13 protein-coding genes are annotated in these 17,661 nt (G+C 61.0%); 4 read left to right on the plus strand and 9 right to left on the minus strand.

Annotated elements, in window-relative coordinates; genetic code table 11:
- Positions 1 to 37 precede the first annotated feature (37 nt).
- The 3 genes from E8F12_RS27450 to E8F12_RS27460 form a co-directional block, all read right to left on the minus strand.
- Positions 38 to 1,417 carry an ATP-binding protein gene (locus E8F12_RS27450; RefSeq protein WP_280328365.1) on the minus strand — a complete coding sequence of 460 codons (1,380 nt, stop codon included), beginning with the start codon at positions 1,415 to 1,417 and terminating at the stop codon, positions 38 to 40.
- Complete coding sequence (locus E8F12_RS27455) at positions 1,414 to 2,091, minus strand: response regulator (RefSeq protein ID WP_280328366.1); 678 nt, start codon at positions 2,089 to 2,091, stop codon at positions 1,414 to 1,416. Before E8F12_RS27455 ends, E8F12_RS27450 begins: the two co-directional genes overlap by 4 nt.
- Positions 2,092 to 2,153: 62 nt before the next feature.
- Positions 2,154 to 2,759 carry an outer membrane beta-barrel protein gene (locus E8F12_RS27460; protein ID WP_280328367.1) on the minus strand — a complete coding sequence of 202 codons (606 nt, stop codon included), beginning with the start codon at positions 2,757 to 2,759 and terminating at the stop codon, positions 2,154 to 2,156.
- 410 nt (positions 2,760 to 3,169) lie between these two features.
- On the opposite strand from E8F12_RS27460, the gene E8F12_RS27465 reads away from it, so the two are divergent.
- On the plus strand, positions 3,170 to 3,892 hold the full coding sequence (locus tag E8F12_RS27465; RefSeq protein ID WP_280328368.1) for a 4'-phosphopantetheinyl transferase superfamily protein: 723 nt from the start codon (positions 3,170 to 3,172) through the stop codon (positions 3,890 to 3,892).
- 209 nt (positions 3,893 to 4,101) lie between these two features.
- Here the strand turns inward: E8F12_RS27465 and E8F12_RS27470 are convergent, their stop codons facing one another.
- Both E8F12_RS27470 and E8F12_RS27475 read right to left on the minus strand, forming a co-directional pair.
- Positions 4,102 to 5,718: an ATP-binding protein gene (locus E8F12_RS27470; protein WP_280328369.1), complete on the minus strand. Its 1,617-nt coding sequence runs from the start codon at positions 5,716 to 5,718 to the stop codon at positions 4,102 to 4,104.
- Between the two features lie 102 nt (positions 5,719 to 5,820).
- Positions 5,821 to 6,546 (minus strand): response regulator, encoded by a 726-nt coding sequence (locus E8F12_RS27475; protein ID WP_280328370.1) that lies wholly within the window; start codon positions 6,544 to 6,546, stop codon positions 5,821 to 5,823.
- 715 nt (positions 6,547 to 7,261) lie between these two features.
- On the opposite strand from E8F12_RS27475, the gene E8F12_RS27480 reads away from it, so the two are divergent.
- Positions 7,262 to 10,141: a ribonucleoside-diphosphate reductase subunit alpha gene (locus tag E8F12_RS27480; RefSeq protein ID WP_280328371.1), complete on the plus strand. Its 2,880-nt coding sequence runs from the start codon at positions 7,262 to 7,264 to the stop codon at positions 10,139 to 10,141.
- Between the two features lie 340 nt (positions 10,142 to 10,481).
- Positions 10,482 to 11,729 (plus strand): ribonucleotide-diphosphate reductase subunit beta, encoded by a 1,248-nt coding sequence (locus E8F12_RS27485; RefSeq protein ID WP_280328372.1) that lies wholly within the window; start codon positions 10,482 to 10,484, stop codon positions 11,727 to 11,729.
- A gap of 541 nt (positions 11,730 to 12,270) precedes the next feature.
- Here the strand turns inward: E8F12_RS27485 and E8F12_RS27490 are convergent.
- Positions 12,271 to 13,407, minus strand: a complete 1,137-nt coding sequence (locus tag E8F12_RS27490) for an LLM class flavin-dependent oxidoreductase (RefSeq protein ID WP_280328373.1) — start codon at positions 13,405 to 13,407, stop codon at positions 12,271 to 12,273.
- Positions 13,408 to 13,708: 301 nt separating this feature from the next.
- Between E8F12_RS27490 and E8F12_RS27495 the strand changes: the two genes are divergently transcribed.
- The gene (locus E8F12_RS27495; RefSeq protein WP_280328374.1) at positions 13,709 to 14,314 is read left to right on the plus strand and encodes a TetR/AcrR family transcriptional regulator; all 606 of its coding nucleotides are present in this window, start codon (positions 13,709 to 13,711) and stop codon (positions 14,312 to 14,314) included.
- 107 nt (positions 14,315 to 14,421) lie between these two features.
- On the opposite strand, the gene E8F12_RS27500 is transcribed toward E8F12_RS27495, so the two are convergent.
- The 3 genes from E8F12_RS27500 to E8F12_RS27510 form a co-directional block, all read right to left on the minus strand.
- Positions 14,422 to 15,216: an SDR family oxidoreductase gene (locus E8F12_RS27500; RefSeq protein ID WP_280328375.1), complete on the minus strand. Its 795-nt coding sequence runs from the start codon at positions 15,214 to 15,216 to the stop codon at positions 14,422 to 14,424.
- Between the two features lie 175 nt (positions 15,217 to 15,391).
- Positions 15,392 to 16,543, minus strand: a complete 1,152-nt coding sequence (locus tag E8F12_RS27505; protein WP_280328376.1) for an LLM class flavin-dependent oxidoreductase — start codon at positions 16,541 to 16,543, stop codon at positions 15,392 to 15,394.
- A gap of 8 nt (positions 16,544 to 16,551) precedes the next feature.
- Positions 16,552 to 17,661 (minus strand): LLM class flavin-dependent oxidoreductase (locus E8F12_RS27510; protein WP_280328377.1); only part of this gene is annotated, 1,110 nt, incomplete at its 5' end.

Raw genomic sequence — 17,661 nt, forward strand, 5'->3', positions numbered from 1 at the left:
ACCTGTAGGGGCTGCCGCCCAGGGGCGGCAGATTTGGTCAGAGCAACGGAAACCGGATCCGGAACTCCGCCCCGCCCAGCGGCGAGTCCTCGAGAAAGAGCTCGCCGTCGTAGCTCTCGATGATGTCCTTCACCACTGCGGTGCCGATGCCCTGCCCCGGATGCTGGGCATCCAGGCGCTCACCGCGCTTGAGGATGCGCTCACGCTGGCCCACCGGCACGCCAGGGCCATCGTCTTCCACCCGCAGTTCGCAGTTGCCGTCCTGCACCCGGGCGCTGACGCGGATCTCCGCGAGGCAGAGGCGGAAGGCGTTCTCCAGCAGGTTGCCGAGCATTTCCAGCAGCGCGCCCTGCTCCATGGGGATCATCAGGGCGCTGTCAAAGTCCCTCGTTACCCGCACGCGCTTGTCGCGATAGACCTTGTCCAGTGCATCGCAGAGGGTATCGAGCAAGGGCGCCAGCTGGATCCGATGGCGTACCAGGCCGCTCTTGCGCAGGCTGGCGCGTTGCAACTGATAGCCGATCTGCTGGCTCATGCGCTCGATCTGGCCTTGCAGCACCCTCGCCTGTTCGCGGTCGCCAGGACGGGCCGCGATGTTTTCGCTGACGCCCTGCAGCACCGACAGCGGCGTCTTCAGGCTGTGGGCCAGGTCATCCAGGGAATTGCGATATCGCTCGCGCTGGCGGCGTTCGCCGTCCAGCAGGCGGTTGAGGGATTTGGTCAGGCGCAGCAGCTCGCGGGGGTGCTCGTCGCTCAGGCTGTCGCGGCTTCCGGCTTCCACTTCGTCCAGCTCCGCACTGAGCCGGCGCAGGCTGCGAAAGCCCCAGGTCAGGCCGAACCAGAGCAGCCCCAGCAGCACCAGCAAGGCGCCACCCAGCCAGAAATAGAGCTGGCGGAGAAAGCCGTCATACATGGCCTGGTAGTCGCTGAGCGGCTGCATGGTGACGATGCTGTAAGCGGCCTTCTTCCCGCGCAGCAGGTCGATTTCCACGTCATAGACGAAGAACTCGCGCCCCCTGGCATCGACCACCTGCTGGAACTCGTGGCCCTGGCCGTCGTAGCGCGGGTGGTAGTCCAGCCGCTCGTCCCGCGAGGAGCGGGACTGCCAGACCAGCGTGCCTTCGCCGTCGTAGATGTAGCCCAGCTGGCTGGCTTCGAGGTTGTCGAACTCCTCGTCGGGAAGCTTGTCGGGCATCTCCAGGTGACCGTTATCCACCCTGGCTGCCGCGATCAGCGCACTGGCATCGGCCGCCAGACGCTGCTCGATGGACTGTTCCAAGGCAATGACGAAAGCCCCACGCAGGGCCGGCAACAGCGCCAGCATGAAAAGCACCGCCATCCCGGCTGCGCCGAGCATCAGCCGAATGCGCAGGGACGAGCCCAGGGGGCGGAAGAATCGACGCCAGCGAAAGCTCATCGGCAGCGCTCGGTGAACAGGTAACCCTGGCCGCGCACGGTATCGATCGGTTTGAAGCCACTGCCGCCTTCCAGCTTGCGTCGCAGTCGGCCGACCAGTACCTCGATCACATTGGGATCACGCTCTTCGTCACCCGGGTAGAGCTGTTCCATCAGCCGGTCCTTGGCCACCACCTGCTGGTGATGTCGCATGAGGTATTCGAGGATTCGGTATTCGTAGGCGGTCAGCGCCACGGGCTCGCCATCCAGTTGCGCCTGCTTGCGGTTGAGGTCCAGCACCAGCGGGCCAGCCTCGATGGTCGCCTGGACGAACCCCGACGAGCGCCGCAACAGGGCATTGAGCCGCGCCTCAAGCTCCTCGAACTGGAAGGGTTTCACCACGTAGTCGTCGGCACCGGCGGCGAGGCCTTCGACCTTGTCCTGCCAGTTGCCCCGAGCGGTGAGGATGAGGATGGGAAAGATCTTGCCCTGGCTGCGCAGCTGACGGATCAGGTCCAGCCCGCTGATGCCCGGCAGGCCGAGATCGATCACAGCCAAATCGTGGTTGTACTCAGCGGCGCGGTAGAGCGCTTCCTCGGCATTGGGCACAGCATCCACCACGTGCCCTTGCTCGCCCAGGCGGGTGTAGAGATGGTGGCGGAGCAGCGCCTCGTCTTCCACGACCAGCAGTTTCATGGGGCAGTTCTCCCTGTCATTGAAGCGGCCGGGCATGGGCCCGGCCGGTTGCGTTGAGCGACTCAGAACTTGTAGTTGGCGCCGATGTAGGCCTGGCCACTGCTGTGCAGGTCCAGGGACCCCAGACGCGGGCCTCCGTGCTCGGCCAGGTCGGTGCTGACATTGGTCCGCAGGTAGCGGTAGCCGGCTTCGATGGACGTGTTCTTGTTCAGCTCCTGCAGGATACCGGCCTGCAGACCAGCAGCGTAGTTGATGTTGCTATCGCGGCTGAAGCCCCGGCTTTCCTGCTCCAGCTTGACCAGGCCAAGGGTGGCGCCGCCGAACAACTTGGTGTTGTAGTCACCCACCGGCACGAAGACGTCGTAGCTGCCGAGCAGGTTCTGCTGGCGCAGCTTGTAGCCGCTGTCGCTGTCGGAGAAGTTCTCGTAGGTCATGTAGTAGCGGCCGCCGTCAGTCTGCTGGCCGGCGCGCACGCCCCAGGTGTCGGTCTTGTGGATGACCTTGTCCAGTTTCGGGTTGTTCAGGTTCGCGTTCAGCGAATCCGACTTCTGGATGTTATTGTTGGTCTGACCCCAGGTCAGGCCAACAAAGGTGTCGGCAGCCTGTGCGCCAGCGGCGGCCAGGGCCAGAGCGGAAGCGAGGGCGATGCGGCTGAAGGTACGGTTCATGATGGGGTTCCTCTCAAGGGTTTGATTAGTTGGCTGAACTCGGAGCCAGATTGCCTGGCAGCCACTGAACCGCTCCTGAACCCTCCTTGAACCTAAGCTGAACGAAATCTCTTACACGGTCTGAAGCCGTTTCCGTAGGGTGAGCTTCGGCGCACCGACCGCTTCACCCCCAACTGACGCGCAAAAAAAACGGGAGCCCATTCAGGCTCCCGCACTCAATTCAGAGAAAATGTCCGGAACCGGCATTGCCAGAACTCCAGACTACAACCTCACCTGCGTTCCAGAAGAAACGCAGGGCTAGTCTGGCAAAAGGATGGCCAGCGATCCGTTTCGCTTTGTTTGCCGTTTGCAAACATTTGTAAACGGCGGCACCGCTGGCCGATTCCGCCGGCGCCGGGCAGAATGCCGCCATGACTTCGAACCACCCCGCCTGCTGCAGTGCCTTCGATGCCACCTGGCCTTTCGCCGAAATCTTGCCAGGCGTGCTGATGCGTTCCTGCCGCTTCGATCCGGCACAGCTCGCCGCCGACGATTTCCCCCGTTGCGCCATCCCGGCGCCCGCCAATATCCGGCGCTCCGTGGCCAAGCGCCAGGCGGAATTCCTTGCCGGTCGCCTCTGCGCCCGCGCCGCCCTCCTTGCCCTCACCGGCCGCCCCGAGGTGCCCGCCCTGGGCGAAGATCGCGCACCAATCTGGCCGACCGACATAACCGGCTCCATCAGCCACAGCCACGGTTTGGCCACCGCCCTGGTCGCCGACAGCAGGCAGTGGCGCGGCCTTGGCCTGGACCTGGAAGAGCCCCTCGCCGCTGATCGCGCCCTGCGCCTGGCGGAAGAGATCCTGACCCCAGCCGAGCTACAACGGCTAGATGGCCTCACACCTGAACGTCAGGCCGAGCGCATCACCCTGACCTTCTCCATCAAGGAAAGCCTGTTCAAGGCGCTCTATCCTCTGGTGCAGAAGCGCTTCTACTTTCACGACGCCGAACTGCTGGACAGCGACGCCACCAGCGGACGCGCGCGCCTGCGGTTGTTGATCGAGCTGTCGGCGGAATGGACGGCGGGAAAGGAGCTGGATGGCCACTTCTGCCATTTCCAGGAAAGGCTGCTGAGCCTGGTGGCGGTGCCGGCCTGAGGCTCCCTTCTTTTGTTTGTGGGGGCGAATTCATTCGCTAAGGGCAGCGAAGCTGCCCCCAGGCCTATCAAGGCAGGCCTTCGGCCTGCTTAGCGAATAAATTCGCCCCCACAGAACAAACGCCCCTGTAGGTTGTGGCTGAGCTACGCGAAGCCCAACGATACGAGGCACGGCATTCGGCCGCTGCGCCCCCCACATTAAAATCTCACCTACAGAGTCTCCGCCTCACTCTGCCGCCTTGGCCACACCAGGCTGAACCTCGCCCCGCCCAAGGCCTCGCTGCGGCCGATCTGCGCGCGGCCGGCGTGCCAATAGATGATCCGCCGCACGATGGACAAGCCCAGCCCATGCCCGCCGGAGGCGCGGGTGCGGCTGTCGTCCAGGCGCATGAAGGGCTTGAAGATCTTCTCCCACTGGCTTTCCGGCACGCCGGGGCCATCGTCCTCAACGTCGATACGGCAACGCTTGTGGCCGATCTGGTAGTTCAGCTGGACCCGTGATTCGGCATGGCGCATCGCATTGCTCACCAGGTTCTGCAAGGCGCGGTGCAGGTAGCGCGGCTCCGCCTCCACCCAGGCGCCGTCACTGCCGACGTTCAGGCACCGGCCGCGCTCGATGCGCACGCTGGCACGCAGAGGCGAAAGCTCGGCGATCACCTGGTCGAACAGCGCGTCCAGGTCAACCCGCTGGAAATGCAGGGCCGGCGAGCCCTGCTCCAAGCGGGCGTAGGTCAGCATCTCGTCCACCAGCTTGTCCAGTTCCTGGATGTCGCCGTCCATGCCGTCCATGTACTTGCGTCGGGCCGTCTCGTTCTCCGCGTCGGCGATCATCTCCAGGCCGAAGCGCAGCCGCGCCACCGGGGTGCGCAGCTCGTGGGACACCGCGCGGATCAGCTCGCGCTGCAGGGTCAGCAGCCGTTGCAACTGCTCGGCCATGCCGTTGAAGGCTGCAGCCAGGCGCCCAACCGAGTCGGCGCCCTTGGCCGGCACCCGCGCATCCAGCTTGCCCTGGGCGATATCGGTGGCGGCGCTCTCCAGGCCCATCAGACGATGTTCCAGCTGGCGCACCAGGAAGTAGACGGTGAGGCCGATCAGGGTCAGGCCGAGGAAGCCGATCAGCACCAGCATCTGCGGCGGATAGGGGTTCATCTGGTGCAGCGGGCCCATCTCCAGTACCCAGGGCGTGTCCACCATGCCGGCGAATATGCGGATGGAATCGCCATCCTTGCCGAGCGCCATCACCGTATCGCCCTCGTCCACCCGGCGGCGCTGGTCGGCGTCCAGGTCGGCTTCCTTCAAGGGGATCAGCCGCAGGTCGAAGCCGAACTGCTTGTTCTCCTTGATGGAGGCAAGACGCTGCGGCTGCACATTGACCGGGAAGCGCACCAGCTCGTCCATCAACAGGTAGACGGTGGCTCTCGCCAGCTGCTCGCTGATCTGCTCCACCTCGCCCGTGAGCATCAACCGCTCGCCGACGCTGACCAGGCTGAAGACCCGTGCCGCATGGGGGCCGGTTTCCTCCACCAGCACCTGGCCGCGGGCCAGGCGGCTGCGCGCGCTGCTGTCCAGCCCCGAGCCTTCCATGGGCACCAGGTCTAGCGGGATGCCCAGCAGCCGTTCCCAGAGCACCACGGCGCGGCGGCGCTCCACTTCATTCATGGGCTGAAGGTTGTCCGCCATCAGGCGGAAGGTGCCGCGGGCCAGGCTCTCGCGATACTGGTCGGAGCGCACCTGGTTGACCTGGTGGATGGTGAACACGCCGAGCAGCGCCACCAGCACCAAGGTCACCAGCATGCCGCCATAGATACGCAGGAAGATCGAGTTCATGCCAGTCGCTCAAAAATGGTACTCGTAGGAGCGAGCTTGCTCGCGAAAGCCCCCGGCGCGGAGTCCTTCGCGAGCAAGCTCACTCCCACGAAAAGCAGCAGTTCAGGCGAGCCCTTCGGCAGCCTCTTTTACAAATAGATAGCCCTTGCTGCGCACCGTCTTGATCAGGCGCGGGTGCATGGGGTCGTCTCCGATCTTCGGGCGGATGCGCGAGATGCGCACGTCGATGGAACGGTCCTGGCCGTCGTACTCGATACCGCGCAGGGAATTGAAGATCTCTTCGCGGGACAGGATGCGTCCGGCGTTCACCGCCAGCAGCCATAAAAGATCGAACTCGGCGCTGGTCAGCTCGATGCTGCGCTCGTTGAGCCAGGCCTCGCGCATGGCGTTGTCGATCACCAGCGGCCCGAACTCCAGCCGGCGCTGGTTCTCCACCACTGGCGTCTCGACCACCGCCTCGCTACGCCGCAACAGGGCACGGATGCGCGCCAGCAACACGCGCGGGCGCACCGGCTTGCACACGTAGTCGTCGGCGCCCAGCTCCAGGCCCAGCACCTGGTCCATGTCGTCGGTGCGCGCGGTGAGCATCAGGATCGGCCCCTCGTAGCGGCCGCGCAGCTTGCGGCAGATGGACAGGCCGTCCTCGCCAGGCAGCATCAGGTCGAGCACGACCAGGTCCGGGCGCTCTTTGAGGATGCGCGCCACCGCCTGGCCGCCATCGGACTCGATGGCCACCTGCAGTCCGTTGCCTTCGAGGTATTCGCGCGTCAGATCGGCCAGCCGCTGATCATCTTCGACTATGAGAATTCGCCAGGCTTCTTGCTCCACCACGCACTCCCGCAGACAGCGTCAGGACCATCGAAAAAGGGCCCGCATTGTAGCAACGCGAAGCCGTTAGCACAGCGCATGCCACATACGAACCAAAACACTACATATTGTGTTAGCTTGCGACGCCCTCTGCAGCTTCGGCAAGGCCTGAAAATAGGCATTTCGGCGGCGACGAACGGCAGAGCCTAGAGCCACCGGGGCTTTGCTCCCGTTACTCAAGAGTCACCCACAAATCACCCACAACTTATCCACAGGCTAGATGTTGTGGGTCGCCTTGCAATACCCCCAATAGCGCATTATCTTGTACCCCCATCGAGCCCAACCCCTACATATAGGGGTGAGGGCGTACCACCGGACACAATTAGAATCAAGCGCTCCAGGCTTTTTCAGAGCCCGACCACCGGTGCGTCACATGCGGTAAATCACCCACCATCCGCCATCCGCGAGTGGTGCCGGCCCAGGACACAAAGAAGCGTGACTGGGGGCCGGAAGCAGGTGTGGCGTGAACAGCGTCCACCACTAGGTATTGTGTTGTCACGGCGGATTTAACACCGTGGCGATTGACTTGTAGGGCCAGGAAGGCACTTGAGTCCTGTCCTTCAGCCTCGTAGCACCACGTTTTCGCGCCCGGCACCCAGCCGTGCGTATGACGTTGTGAAAAGGCAATGAAGGCGACTCGGGCGCCGTTACATAAATAGAGATCATGGAGTACCCCATGCAGACCGACACCACTCGCGAGAACCCGCAGGCCGCAGCGCCCCAGGCCGCCGATTCCAACCAGGATCTGGCTGCCACCGCGCCCGGCCAGCTGCGCGTGATCAAACGCAACGGCACCGTCGTCGCCTACACCGACGACAAGATCACCGTTGCCATCACCAAGGCGTTCCTCGCTGTGGAAGGCGGTACTGCCGCTGCTTCGTCGCGTATCCATGAAACCGTCGCACGCCTGACCGAGCAGGTCACCGCCACCTTCAAGCGTCGCATGCCTTCCGGCGGCACCATCCACATCGAAGAGATCCAGGACCAGGTCGAACTGGCCCTGATGCGCGCCGGCGAGCAGAAGGTCGCCCGCGACTACGTGATCTACCGCGAATCGCGCGCCCAGGAGCGCTCCAAGCGCGTGGCCAGCGGCGAAGTGGCCCAGCCGCACCCGAGCATCCGCATCACCCGTGCCGACGGCAGCCTGCAGCCGCTCGACATGGGCCGCCTGAACACCATCATCAGCGAAGCCTGCGAAGGCCTGGCCGAAGTCGATGGCGACCTGATCCAGCGCGAAACCCTGAAGAACCTCTACGACGGCGTGGCCGAGAAGGACGTCAACACCGCCCTGGTGATGACCGCCCGCACCCTGGTAGAGCGCGAGCCGAACTACTCCTACGTCACCGCCCGCCTGTTGATGGACACCCTGCGCGCCGAAGCCCTGGGCTTCCTCGGCGTTGCCGAGAGCGCCACTCACCACGAGATGGCCGACCTCTACGCCAAGGCCCTGCCGACCTACGTGGAAAAGGGCGTCGAGTTCGAACTGATCGACCCGCAGCTGAAGACCTTCGACCTGGAAAAACTGGGCAAGGCCATCAACCACGAGCGTGACCAGCAGTTCACCTACCTCGGCCTGCAGACCCTGTACGACCGCTACTTCATCCACAAGGACGGCATCCGCTTCGAACTGCCGCAAGTCTTCTTCATGCGCGTGGCCATGGGCCTGGCCATCGAAGAGAAGCAGAAAGAAGAACGCGCCATCGAGTTCTACAACCTGCTGTCGTCCTTCGACTACATGAGCTCGACCCCGACCCTGTTCAACGCCGGCACCCTGCGTCCGCAGCTGTCGTCCTGCTACCTGACTACCGTGCCGGACGACCTGTCGGGCATCTACAGCGCGATCCACGACAACGCCATGCTGTCGAAATTCGCCGGTGGCCTGGGCAACGACTGGACTCCGGTACGTGCACTGGGTTCCTACATCAAGGGCACCAACGGCAAGTCCCAGGGCGTCGTCCCCTTCCTGAAAGTGGTGAACGACACCGCGGTGGCTGTGAACCAGGGTGGCAAGCGCAAGGGCGCCGTCTGCGCGTACCTCGAAACCTGGCACATGGACATCGAAGAGTTCATCGAGCTGCGCAAGAACACCGGTGACGACCGCCGCCGCACCCACGACATGAACACCGCGAACTGGATTCCGGACCTGTTCATGAAGCGCGTGTTCGACGATGGCCAGTGGACCCTGTTCTCGCCCTCCGAAGTACCGGACCTGCACGACCTGACCGGCAAGGCCTTCGAAGAGCGCTACGAGTACTACGAAGCCATGGCCGGCTACGGCAAGATCAAGCTGCACAAGACCATCGCCGCCAAGGACCTGTGGCGCAAGATGCTCTCCATGCTGTTCGAGACCGGCCACCCGTGGCTGACCTTCAAGGACCCGTGCAACCTGCGCAGCCCGCAGCAGCACGTGGGCGTGGTCCACAGCTCGAACCTGTGCACCGAGATCACCCTGAACACCAACAAGGACGAGATCGCAGTCTGCAACCTGGGCTCGATCAACCTGGTCAACCACATAGTCGACGGCAAGCTGGACACCGCCAAGCTCGAGAAGACCGTCAAGACCGCCGTTCGCATGCTCGATAACGTTATCGACATCAACTACTACTCGGTTCCGCAGGCTCGCAATTCGAACCTCAAGCACCGTCCGGTCGGCCTTGGCATCATGGGCTTCCAGGACGCCCTGTACCTGCAGCACATCGCCTACGGCTCCGACGCGGCCATCGAGTTCGCCGACAAGTCCATGGAAGCCGTGAGCTACTACGCCATCCAGGCTTCCTGCGACCTGGCCGACGAGCGCGGCTCCTACGAGACCTTCGACGGCTCGCTGTGGTCCAAGGGCATCCTGCCGCTGGACTCCCAGCAGATCCTCATCGAGGCCCGTGGCCAGAAGTACATCGACGTCGACCTGACCGAGTCCCTGGACTGGGCCCCGGTGCGCGAGCGCGTACAGAAAGGTATTCGTAACTCGAACATCATGGCCATTGCGCCGACCGCGACCATCGCCAACATCACCGGCGTATCGCAGTCCATCGAGCCGACCTACCAGAACCTCTACGTGAAGTCGAACCTCTCCGGCGAGTTCACCGTGATCAACCCCTACCTGGTACGCGACCTCAAGGCCCGCGGCCTGTGGGACCCGGTCATGGTCAACGACCTGAAGTACTACGACGGCTCCGTGCAGCAGATCGAGCGCATCCCGCAAGACCTGAAAGACCTGTACGCCACCGCCTTCGAAGTCGAGACCAAGTGGATCGTCGACGCCGCCAGCCGCCGCCAGAAGTGGATCGACCAGGCCCAGTCCCTGAACCTCTACATCGCCGGCGCCTCGGGCAAGAAGCTGGACGTGACCTACCGCATGGCCTGGTACCGTGGCCTGAAAACCACCTACTACCTCCGTGCCCTGGCCGCCACCAGCACCGAGAAGTCGACTATCAACACCGGCAAGCTCAACGCCGTGTCCGCTGCCATCGACGAAAGCCTGCAAGCCGCTCCGGCACCGGCTCCGGTCCCGAAGGCCTGCTCGATCGACAACCCCGACTGCGAAGCGTGCCAATAAGCGCGCGTCGCTGAGCGGCGCCCGCGTTGTTGCCCGGCTGGCCGGCCCCCATCACGTACTGAAGTACGCTCAGGGGCTCCAGCCAACCGGGCGCCTAGCGGTCACTCGCCCAGCACCACGCTCGACCGATACACCGTCCCTCCCCTCTCCTCTTCAGGGAGAGGGGCCGGGGGAGAGGGCAAAGCGGTACCGAACACCAACAGCTCCGCCCACAGATCGGGCGAGCACAGGCCAGAGCAATTCACCGCCCTGTCCTGGATAAAACGCTTTTGCGTGCATCCACCCACGCACCCAAACACCCAGGCCAGCACAGACCGGCCCGCCAAACCAGGAGAGGAACATGCTCAGCTGGGACGAATTCGACAAAGAAGACCCCACCGAAGCCAAGGCAGCCCCCGCCGTTGCCCAGGCCGCCGCCAAAGCCATCGACAAGCTCGACGACGAAGCCGCCGGCTCCGTTGAAGACGCCCGCGCCGTATCGGCCGACGACTCCGACGCCGTCGCCCGCGCCAAGAAAGCCCTGGACGCCCTCGACATCCAGGAAGGCCTGGACGACCTCGAAGGCTCCGCCGCGCGCGTGCAGGTTGGCGACAAGCAGATGATCAACGCCCGTGCCGACCTCAACCAGCTCGTACCCTTCAAGTACGACTGGGCCTGGCAGAAGTACCTGGATGGCTGCGCCAACCACTGGATGCCCCAGGAAGTGAACATGAACGCCGACATTGCTCTGTGGAAGAGCAAGGACGGCCTCAGCGAAGACGAGCGCCGCATCGTGATGCGCAACCTCGGCTTCTTCTCCACCGCCGACTCCCTGGTTGCCAACAACCTGGTGCTGGCCGTGTACCGCCTGATCACCAACCCCGAATGCCGCCAGTACATCCTGCGCCAGGCCTTCGAAGAGGCGATCCACACCCACGCCTACCAGTACTGCATCGAGTCCCTGGGCATGGATGAAGGCGAAATCTTCAACATGTACCACGAGATTCCGAGCGTCGCGAAGAAAGCGTCCTGGGGCCTCAAATACACCCGCTCGATCTCCGACCCCGAGTTCAAGACCGGCACCCCGGAGACCGACCGCCAGTTCCTGCGTAACCTGATCGCCTACTACTGCGTACTGGAAGGCATCTTCTTCTACTGCGGCTTCACCCAGATCCTCTCCATGGGCCGCCGCAACAAGATGACCGGCACCGCCGAGCAGTTCCAGTACATCCTGCGCGACGAATCCATGCACCTGAACTTCGGCATCGACGTGATCAACCAGATCAAGATCGAGAACCCGCACCTGTGGGATGCCCAGATGAAGGACGAAGCGACCCAGATGATCCTCCAGGGCACCCAGCTCGAGATCGAATACGCACGCGACACCATGCCGCGCGGCGTACTGGGCATGAACGCCGCGATGATGGAGGACTACCTCAAGTTCATCGCCAACCGCCGACTGACCCAGATCGGCCTGAAAGAGGAATACCCGGGCGCCACCAACCCGTTCCCGTGGATGTCCGAAATCATGGACCTGAAGAAGGAAAAGAACTTCTTCGAGACGCGAGTTATTGAGTACCAAACTGGCGGTGCGCTGAGCTGGGATTGATTCCGGGTCACGTAGTTTTTCAACAAGCACTGAAACTTTTTCACTGAATGTTGAAACGGATGCACCGATACGGTGCAGAGCCGCAGCCTGGGGAGGCTGCGGCGCTGGCCATCCACGGATGGCGTTAGCAGCACGGGCAAGACCATAGGACCCCAGGGGCTCTGGGCCACAGGAGTAACAAGAAGGGAGCTACATTGGGGATGGCGCAAGGAAGCGCCTGTTCATCCCTGAAGTCCTGCAAATATCAAACGCCACTTCGGGTGCCATTGTGTATTCGAATAGCCAAGAAGCTGTAACAGCAGGTTCTGGCTAAATCAGCCACTCATGTGCGTCCGCTTTCGGCCCAGGCCGAGTGAAAACAAGGAAGCTCTGGTTCCAGAGTTCCCTGTTTTCACTCGGCCTTAACCCGAAGCTGACTTTGACGATCTGGTTTACGCGCTTACCCTCTATCCATTTCGGGAGGTGCGGCAACAAATAGCGAAACGCCCCCCTGACCAAAGTGTCAGGGGGCACGATCAAGATTGGCTGCTATGCATAATGCTCAGCGCTTAGGAAGCGCAATCTTGGGAGCGACCTCTTTAGCGATTAACTCTAGAGACTGGAACCAGGGCGCCGGATCATCATAGTAATCATGCGCTTCTACCTGTAGCGTACCCCAACCGCCTGTTGCTTCAAAAAGCGCATTGATCTTCTCCTTCACGGTATCGGGCGAACCGACCAGGAAGACGTGATCCACCAGGAACTCAAGATCAGCATTAGCCGGATCGATACCTGCGTCCTTGGCGTAGCCGTCCATCATGCCGAAACGACGCCAGATCGGGATCAGATAGTGCTGGAAGCAGTAGCCGATCGGCCCTTCCATGACCAAGCGCTTGGCTTCCTTATCGGTTTCAGCACAAAACACGGTGTGGGATACCGCGTGACGTGAACGGTCCGGGGTATGGCCCGCATTAATGGCTGCTTCGGAATAGACTTCCCAGTGTTTCTTCAGCGCATCCAGACCAGAGAAGATCGAAACCGGCTTGAAGTTCCGCTCACCGGCCAGGCGCATGGACGGCGAGTTGTAGCTGAAGCCGGTTACCGCGATCTCAGGTGCCTTGCCCCCCCAAGGGCTGTAATCGGCCAACTTATGCTGCTCATCACCCTCTGCCCCCTCAAGCTCTTCTGGATAACCCGCTTCCCAGTATTTGCCCTCATAGAAGAATGGCTCACGCTTCCAGATCTTCTCCATGATGAACAGAGATTCACGCACCATGTCATTCAGGTTCTTGGTTTCGTCCCCACCGCTGGCCGTGTTGGACTGACCCGCGTTGCGAATACCATGCATGTAGGAGGCCTGAGGATAGGCGCCAGCGCCAATACCGAGGAAATAGCGGCCCTCCAGAATCTGTGACAACCAGCCGATCATGGTCGCCAGCTTGGCCGGATGCTGATGCGGCAGCAGATGAGCCATGGGCGCAAACTTGATGTTCTTGGTTTGTAGGGCTGCAGCGGCGATTAGCAGTTCAGGGTTGGGGATGTTTTCCCAGATTTGAGAGGCGTGCTCGGAAATCATCATCGAATCGATACCGACGCTGTCCGCCTGCACGGCACTCTGGATGCCCCAGTCAAAGGTTTGCTTGGCTGTCCGACCAGGACGCATGTAGGGATGAAAGATCAAACCAGTTTCCATTGCCATAATTTTTATCTCCTCTAGATGGGTAATAGGCAAGGGGCGGGGCATTCGCCTGTGTCTACGGGCAGATGCCAACAATTGCGAATATAACGGCGTTATAGACGCCAGTCAACCTTCGCGTTGATAGATTTTTGATGCTTGTTATCCCGACATTCGCTAAGCTGGAACCCTATCGTTCCTGGATTGTGCTTGGTGCCGATAATCCCTCGAACAGAGCGAGAGCCCGAAAAATACCTTTGTTTTCTCAGGTGTTATTCCAGATCGGCTCGGGAATTTAATTGAATTTTATGCACAGGTTGGTTACATGAAATCGGTGGTTTCTCGCAGCATAAAGGATCGCGGTAGCGACACTCTTGAGGTAAAGAAGCGTCTGCTGCAGGTAGCTCGGCACTTGCTGAGTACCGAGGGACGCGAAGGGGCGAGTTCACGCGCGATCTGCGCCCTGGCCGGGGTTGGCGCACCAACGATCTATCATTACTTCGGCGATCTTGCAGGACTGCACCGGGCTGCCATTGATGAAACCTATGAACAAGTGGCTGAAGCCTATCTACAGGGGGCGAAAGAGCGTGGCCCCCAACAGGGGTTGAGAAACGGCTGGGGCGCTTTCAATCACTTTGCTCATCAAGAGCCGCTCATGTGCAGGATAGTTATCCAACAAATCCTTGCTGGCGAGCCTCCGGCCACTGTTGCGGAAACGCTACGCACGGTAGAGAACGACCTATCGCGGCTATATGACGAAGGTATCCTGAATTGCCCCGCTCATGAGGCAGTCCAACTGCTCTGGATAGGTACCTTGGGAACTGTTTGTTTTACGTCGAGCAAAAGAAATGAACAGCAGGAAAGATATCCAGTATTACAAGAAAAAATGGTCGATATAGTACTTGACGCTTTGTTCTCAATAAAAGATTAATCAATTTTTTAGAGGGAGCAATCCGGATATAAAACATCAACCTCCACGCACCTCCGTCTCAGGAAGAAAACAGGACACTGATAATCAGTGTGTGGAACTTGCAAGGTTCAAGGGGCAACCGCCAGACCACCGTCCAGGGCAATAACCGACCCGGTGAGATAGGCACTTGCACGAGAGATCAAATAGATGGCGGTGCCGCCAATATCAGTCGCACTGCCAAAGCGATGAGCAGGTATACCATCTAGCACGGCGCGCTCAATCTCAGCATCAGCGATGACCCCCGCAGTCAGGTCACTTGGAAAGTAGCCCGGGGCAATGGCGTTGACATTGATATTGCGCGAACGTAAATCTGATGCCAGCGTGCGGCTAAGCTGATGAATGGCAGCCTTGCTGCAACCATAGGCATAGGCGCCGCCGTAACTTTTCCCGAGAATGCCACCCACTGAACCGATATTGATTATGCGTGCCGGATCATCAGCTGTGCCGGCCTTTTCCAGCAGGGGACACAGCGCCTGGATCAGCAGAAACGGCGACTGCAGGTTGAGGCTCATCACCGCAGACCAGTCTTTCTCAGTGACAGAGCCCAGTGGCGGCGCATGAAATACACCGGCGTTGTTAACCAGTGCGTCCAGTTGGGAGCAGCGGTCCCGCACGGTGCGAAACAGATCAGCCAGATGATCATCGCGCACAAGGTCACACTCAATAAACTCGAAACCACCGTACTCCGCCAATTCATGGTTCAGACTGTCTGCCGCAGCACTGTCGCGTCCAGCGACCAGCACCCGGCAGCCTGCCACCACCAGACAGCGGGTAATCATTGCACCAATACCCTTGGCCCCACCTGTAACCAATACTGTTTTACCGGCAACGGAAAACAACCCCAACATATCATTGCAAGACATATGCCTGAGTTCCTTGTCAGTCGAATAATATGAGCAGTAAAAAATGGCTGCCAAGCGGCAGCCATTAGTTTGGGATCGACACAGCCAGATCAGGGAAACTTGATCGGCGGTGCCACATACCTCTGTTATAACTAGTAAAGTCTGGCGGAGGTAACCACCACCTAGCCTTTCATTCTCAGGATGTCTTGACGTTGGGTATCACTTCTTGCGCCAAGCGCTGCAGCGACTCGAAGTAAGGTTCCGGATTGTCGATATTGTCATGCGAGTTGACGATGACCTGACCGAAGCCGCCAGTCCGCTCAATCATTGCCTCGATCTTGCGCGTCACGGTTTCCGGCGAGCCGCAGAGCCAGACGTGGTCGGCAAGGAAGTCCATGTCGATCTGGCTGGGGTCAATATCCACACCGGCATCGGCGATGATCCCCGGGAACAGATTGAACTTCTTGTAGATCGGGAACAGGTAGTGCTCCCAGGTCTTGGCCATGCCGCTGGCCTTAGCGCGCTTGCGGGCCTCGGCATCGGAGTCGGCAATGAAGATTTCCCGGGTCACACGGAAGCGCGAGGCTTCCGGGGTAAAGCCCTTGGACTGCATAGCTGTGGCCCAGGTGTCGTAATGCGAGCGCATGACCTCATGACCACCGAAGAAGGAGATCGGGCTGTAATTGCGCTCACCCGCCCACTTCAGCGACGAGGAATTTTTGGTCAGACCGGTAACGGCGATTTCCAATGCCTCGCGGCCACCCCAAGGGCTGTTGTCGGCGATTTCCACATCGTATTCGGGCATGGTATCCGGCCCCGGAAATCCGGCCTGGAAGAACTTGCCCTTGTCCATGAAAGGCTTGCGTGCCCAGACCTTCTCCATCAGCTCCAGCGCCTCGAACATTTGTTCCTGCAGCGGGCCAATGCCTTCGAAACCGTGCAGGATGGCATCGGTGTGATGTCCACCGGGCGCCACGCCAAGGAAATAGCGGCCTTCGAGAATCTGTGACAGCCATCCAACCTGAATCGCCAGACTGGCCGGGTTGTGATAGGGCAGCAGGTGGGCCATCGGCGCAAAACGGATATTCTTGGTGATCGGCGCTGCGGCGCCAATGATGATCTCCGGACAGGGAATGTTTTCCCAAGCCAGGGTCGAATGCTCACCGATCATGAAATCGGTAAACCCCGCCTGATCACAGACCTGTGCCAGTTTGAGAGACCAATCGAACATCTCCCGCGCAGTGCGGTGCGGAAGGTTATAGGGAGTATGGAAAAAACCGCATTGCATAGTCGTTACCTCTTGTTTTTGTTTACCTTGTCGGGCTGGCGTGCCAGGCATACCGGCCATGCAATCACTTAAGCCAAGGTCCCTTCGGCATCCTTGGTCGCGAACCGCGGGGCCACCAGGCTGGCAAACTTTTCCAGCTCCTCGTTGTTCTGCTCCGGGTCCAGGTGGCCTTGACCGAACATCAGGAACAGTTCGTTGAAGCCCAGGCGGTCATGCGCGCGGCCGATCTGCTCGGCGATGTCGTCAGCCGAGCCGATCAGCACGTTCGGCATTTTCTGGCCGAACGGGATGAACCACTTGTCCCAAAACCACTTGTGCTCAGCCATCAACTGCTTGGCCTTGTCCTTGTCATCGGTCAGCATCAGGAAACCACCCCAGGCGGCAACATCCTCGCGGGCAACTTCGCGCTCATGCTGGCGGGCGGTATCGGCGTAGCGGTTCCACAGGGCATCGCAGAAGTCCAGGTCGGCGGCCAGGACGATCGGCTTGCCGCCTTCCCGCGCCCACATGTCGACGGTGCGCATGCTGCCGGCAAAGCCGCCGTAAATTTTCGGATGGGGATTCTGGTAGCACTTCGGCGCAATCCCGATCTGGCGCACGATGCCATCGGCATCCATGCCCTTGCCCATGCTGGCGTAGGCCGGGTGACCGGCAGAGCCGCCATTTGGCGGGAACTCCCAGTGCTTGCCCTTGTGGCTGAACACGTCGTTGGCCCAGGCTTTCTTGATGACCTGCAGCGACTCCTCGAAGACTTCGCGGTTCAGCGCATCCTGCTCGTCGCGGGCCTTGGCGTTGTCCGGCGTAGTGGCGCTGACACCGGGGCGCGCGGCATAGGAGTCGACCCAGCGCGCATGGTAACCACGGGTGAAACCGACCATCAGCCGCCCCTGGAGCATATGGTCAAGGGTGGCGATTTCTTCGGCGATGCGCACCGGGTTATGGGTCGGCAGGGTGTACCCCATGATGCCGGCCTTCATCCGCTTGGAATGCAGGCCCACATAGAGGCTGAACATGCCGGGATGGTTGTTGATCTCAAAACCCTCGATCTGCAGGTGATGCTCAGGTTGGCAGTAGCCTGCGTAGCCAAGCTCATCCGCCAGACGCACGTAGTCACGCACCTCGGATAGAAAGCGCTGATACAGCTCGGGGCGCTGACCGGCCATGCCCGCTTCCAGCTC

The sequence above is a fragment of the Pseudomonas sp. BN102 genome, from assembly GCF_029871245.1.
Lineage (GTDB): Bacteria > Pseudomonadota > Gammaproteobacteria > Pseudomonadales > Pseudomonadaceae > Metapseudomonas.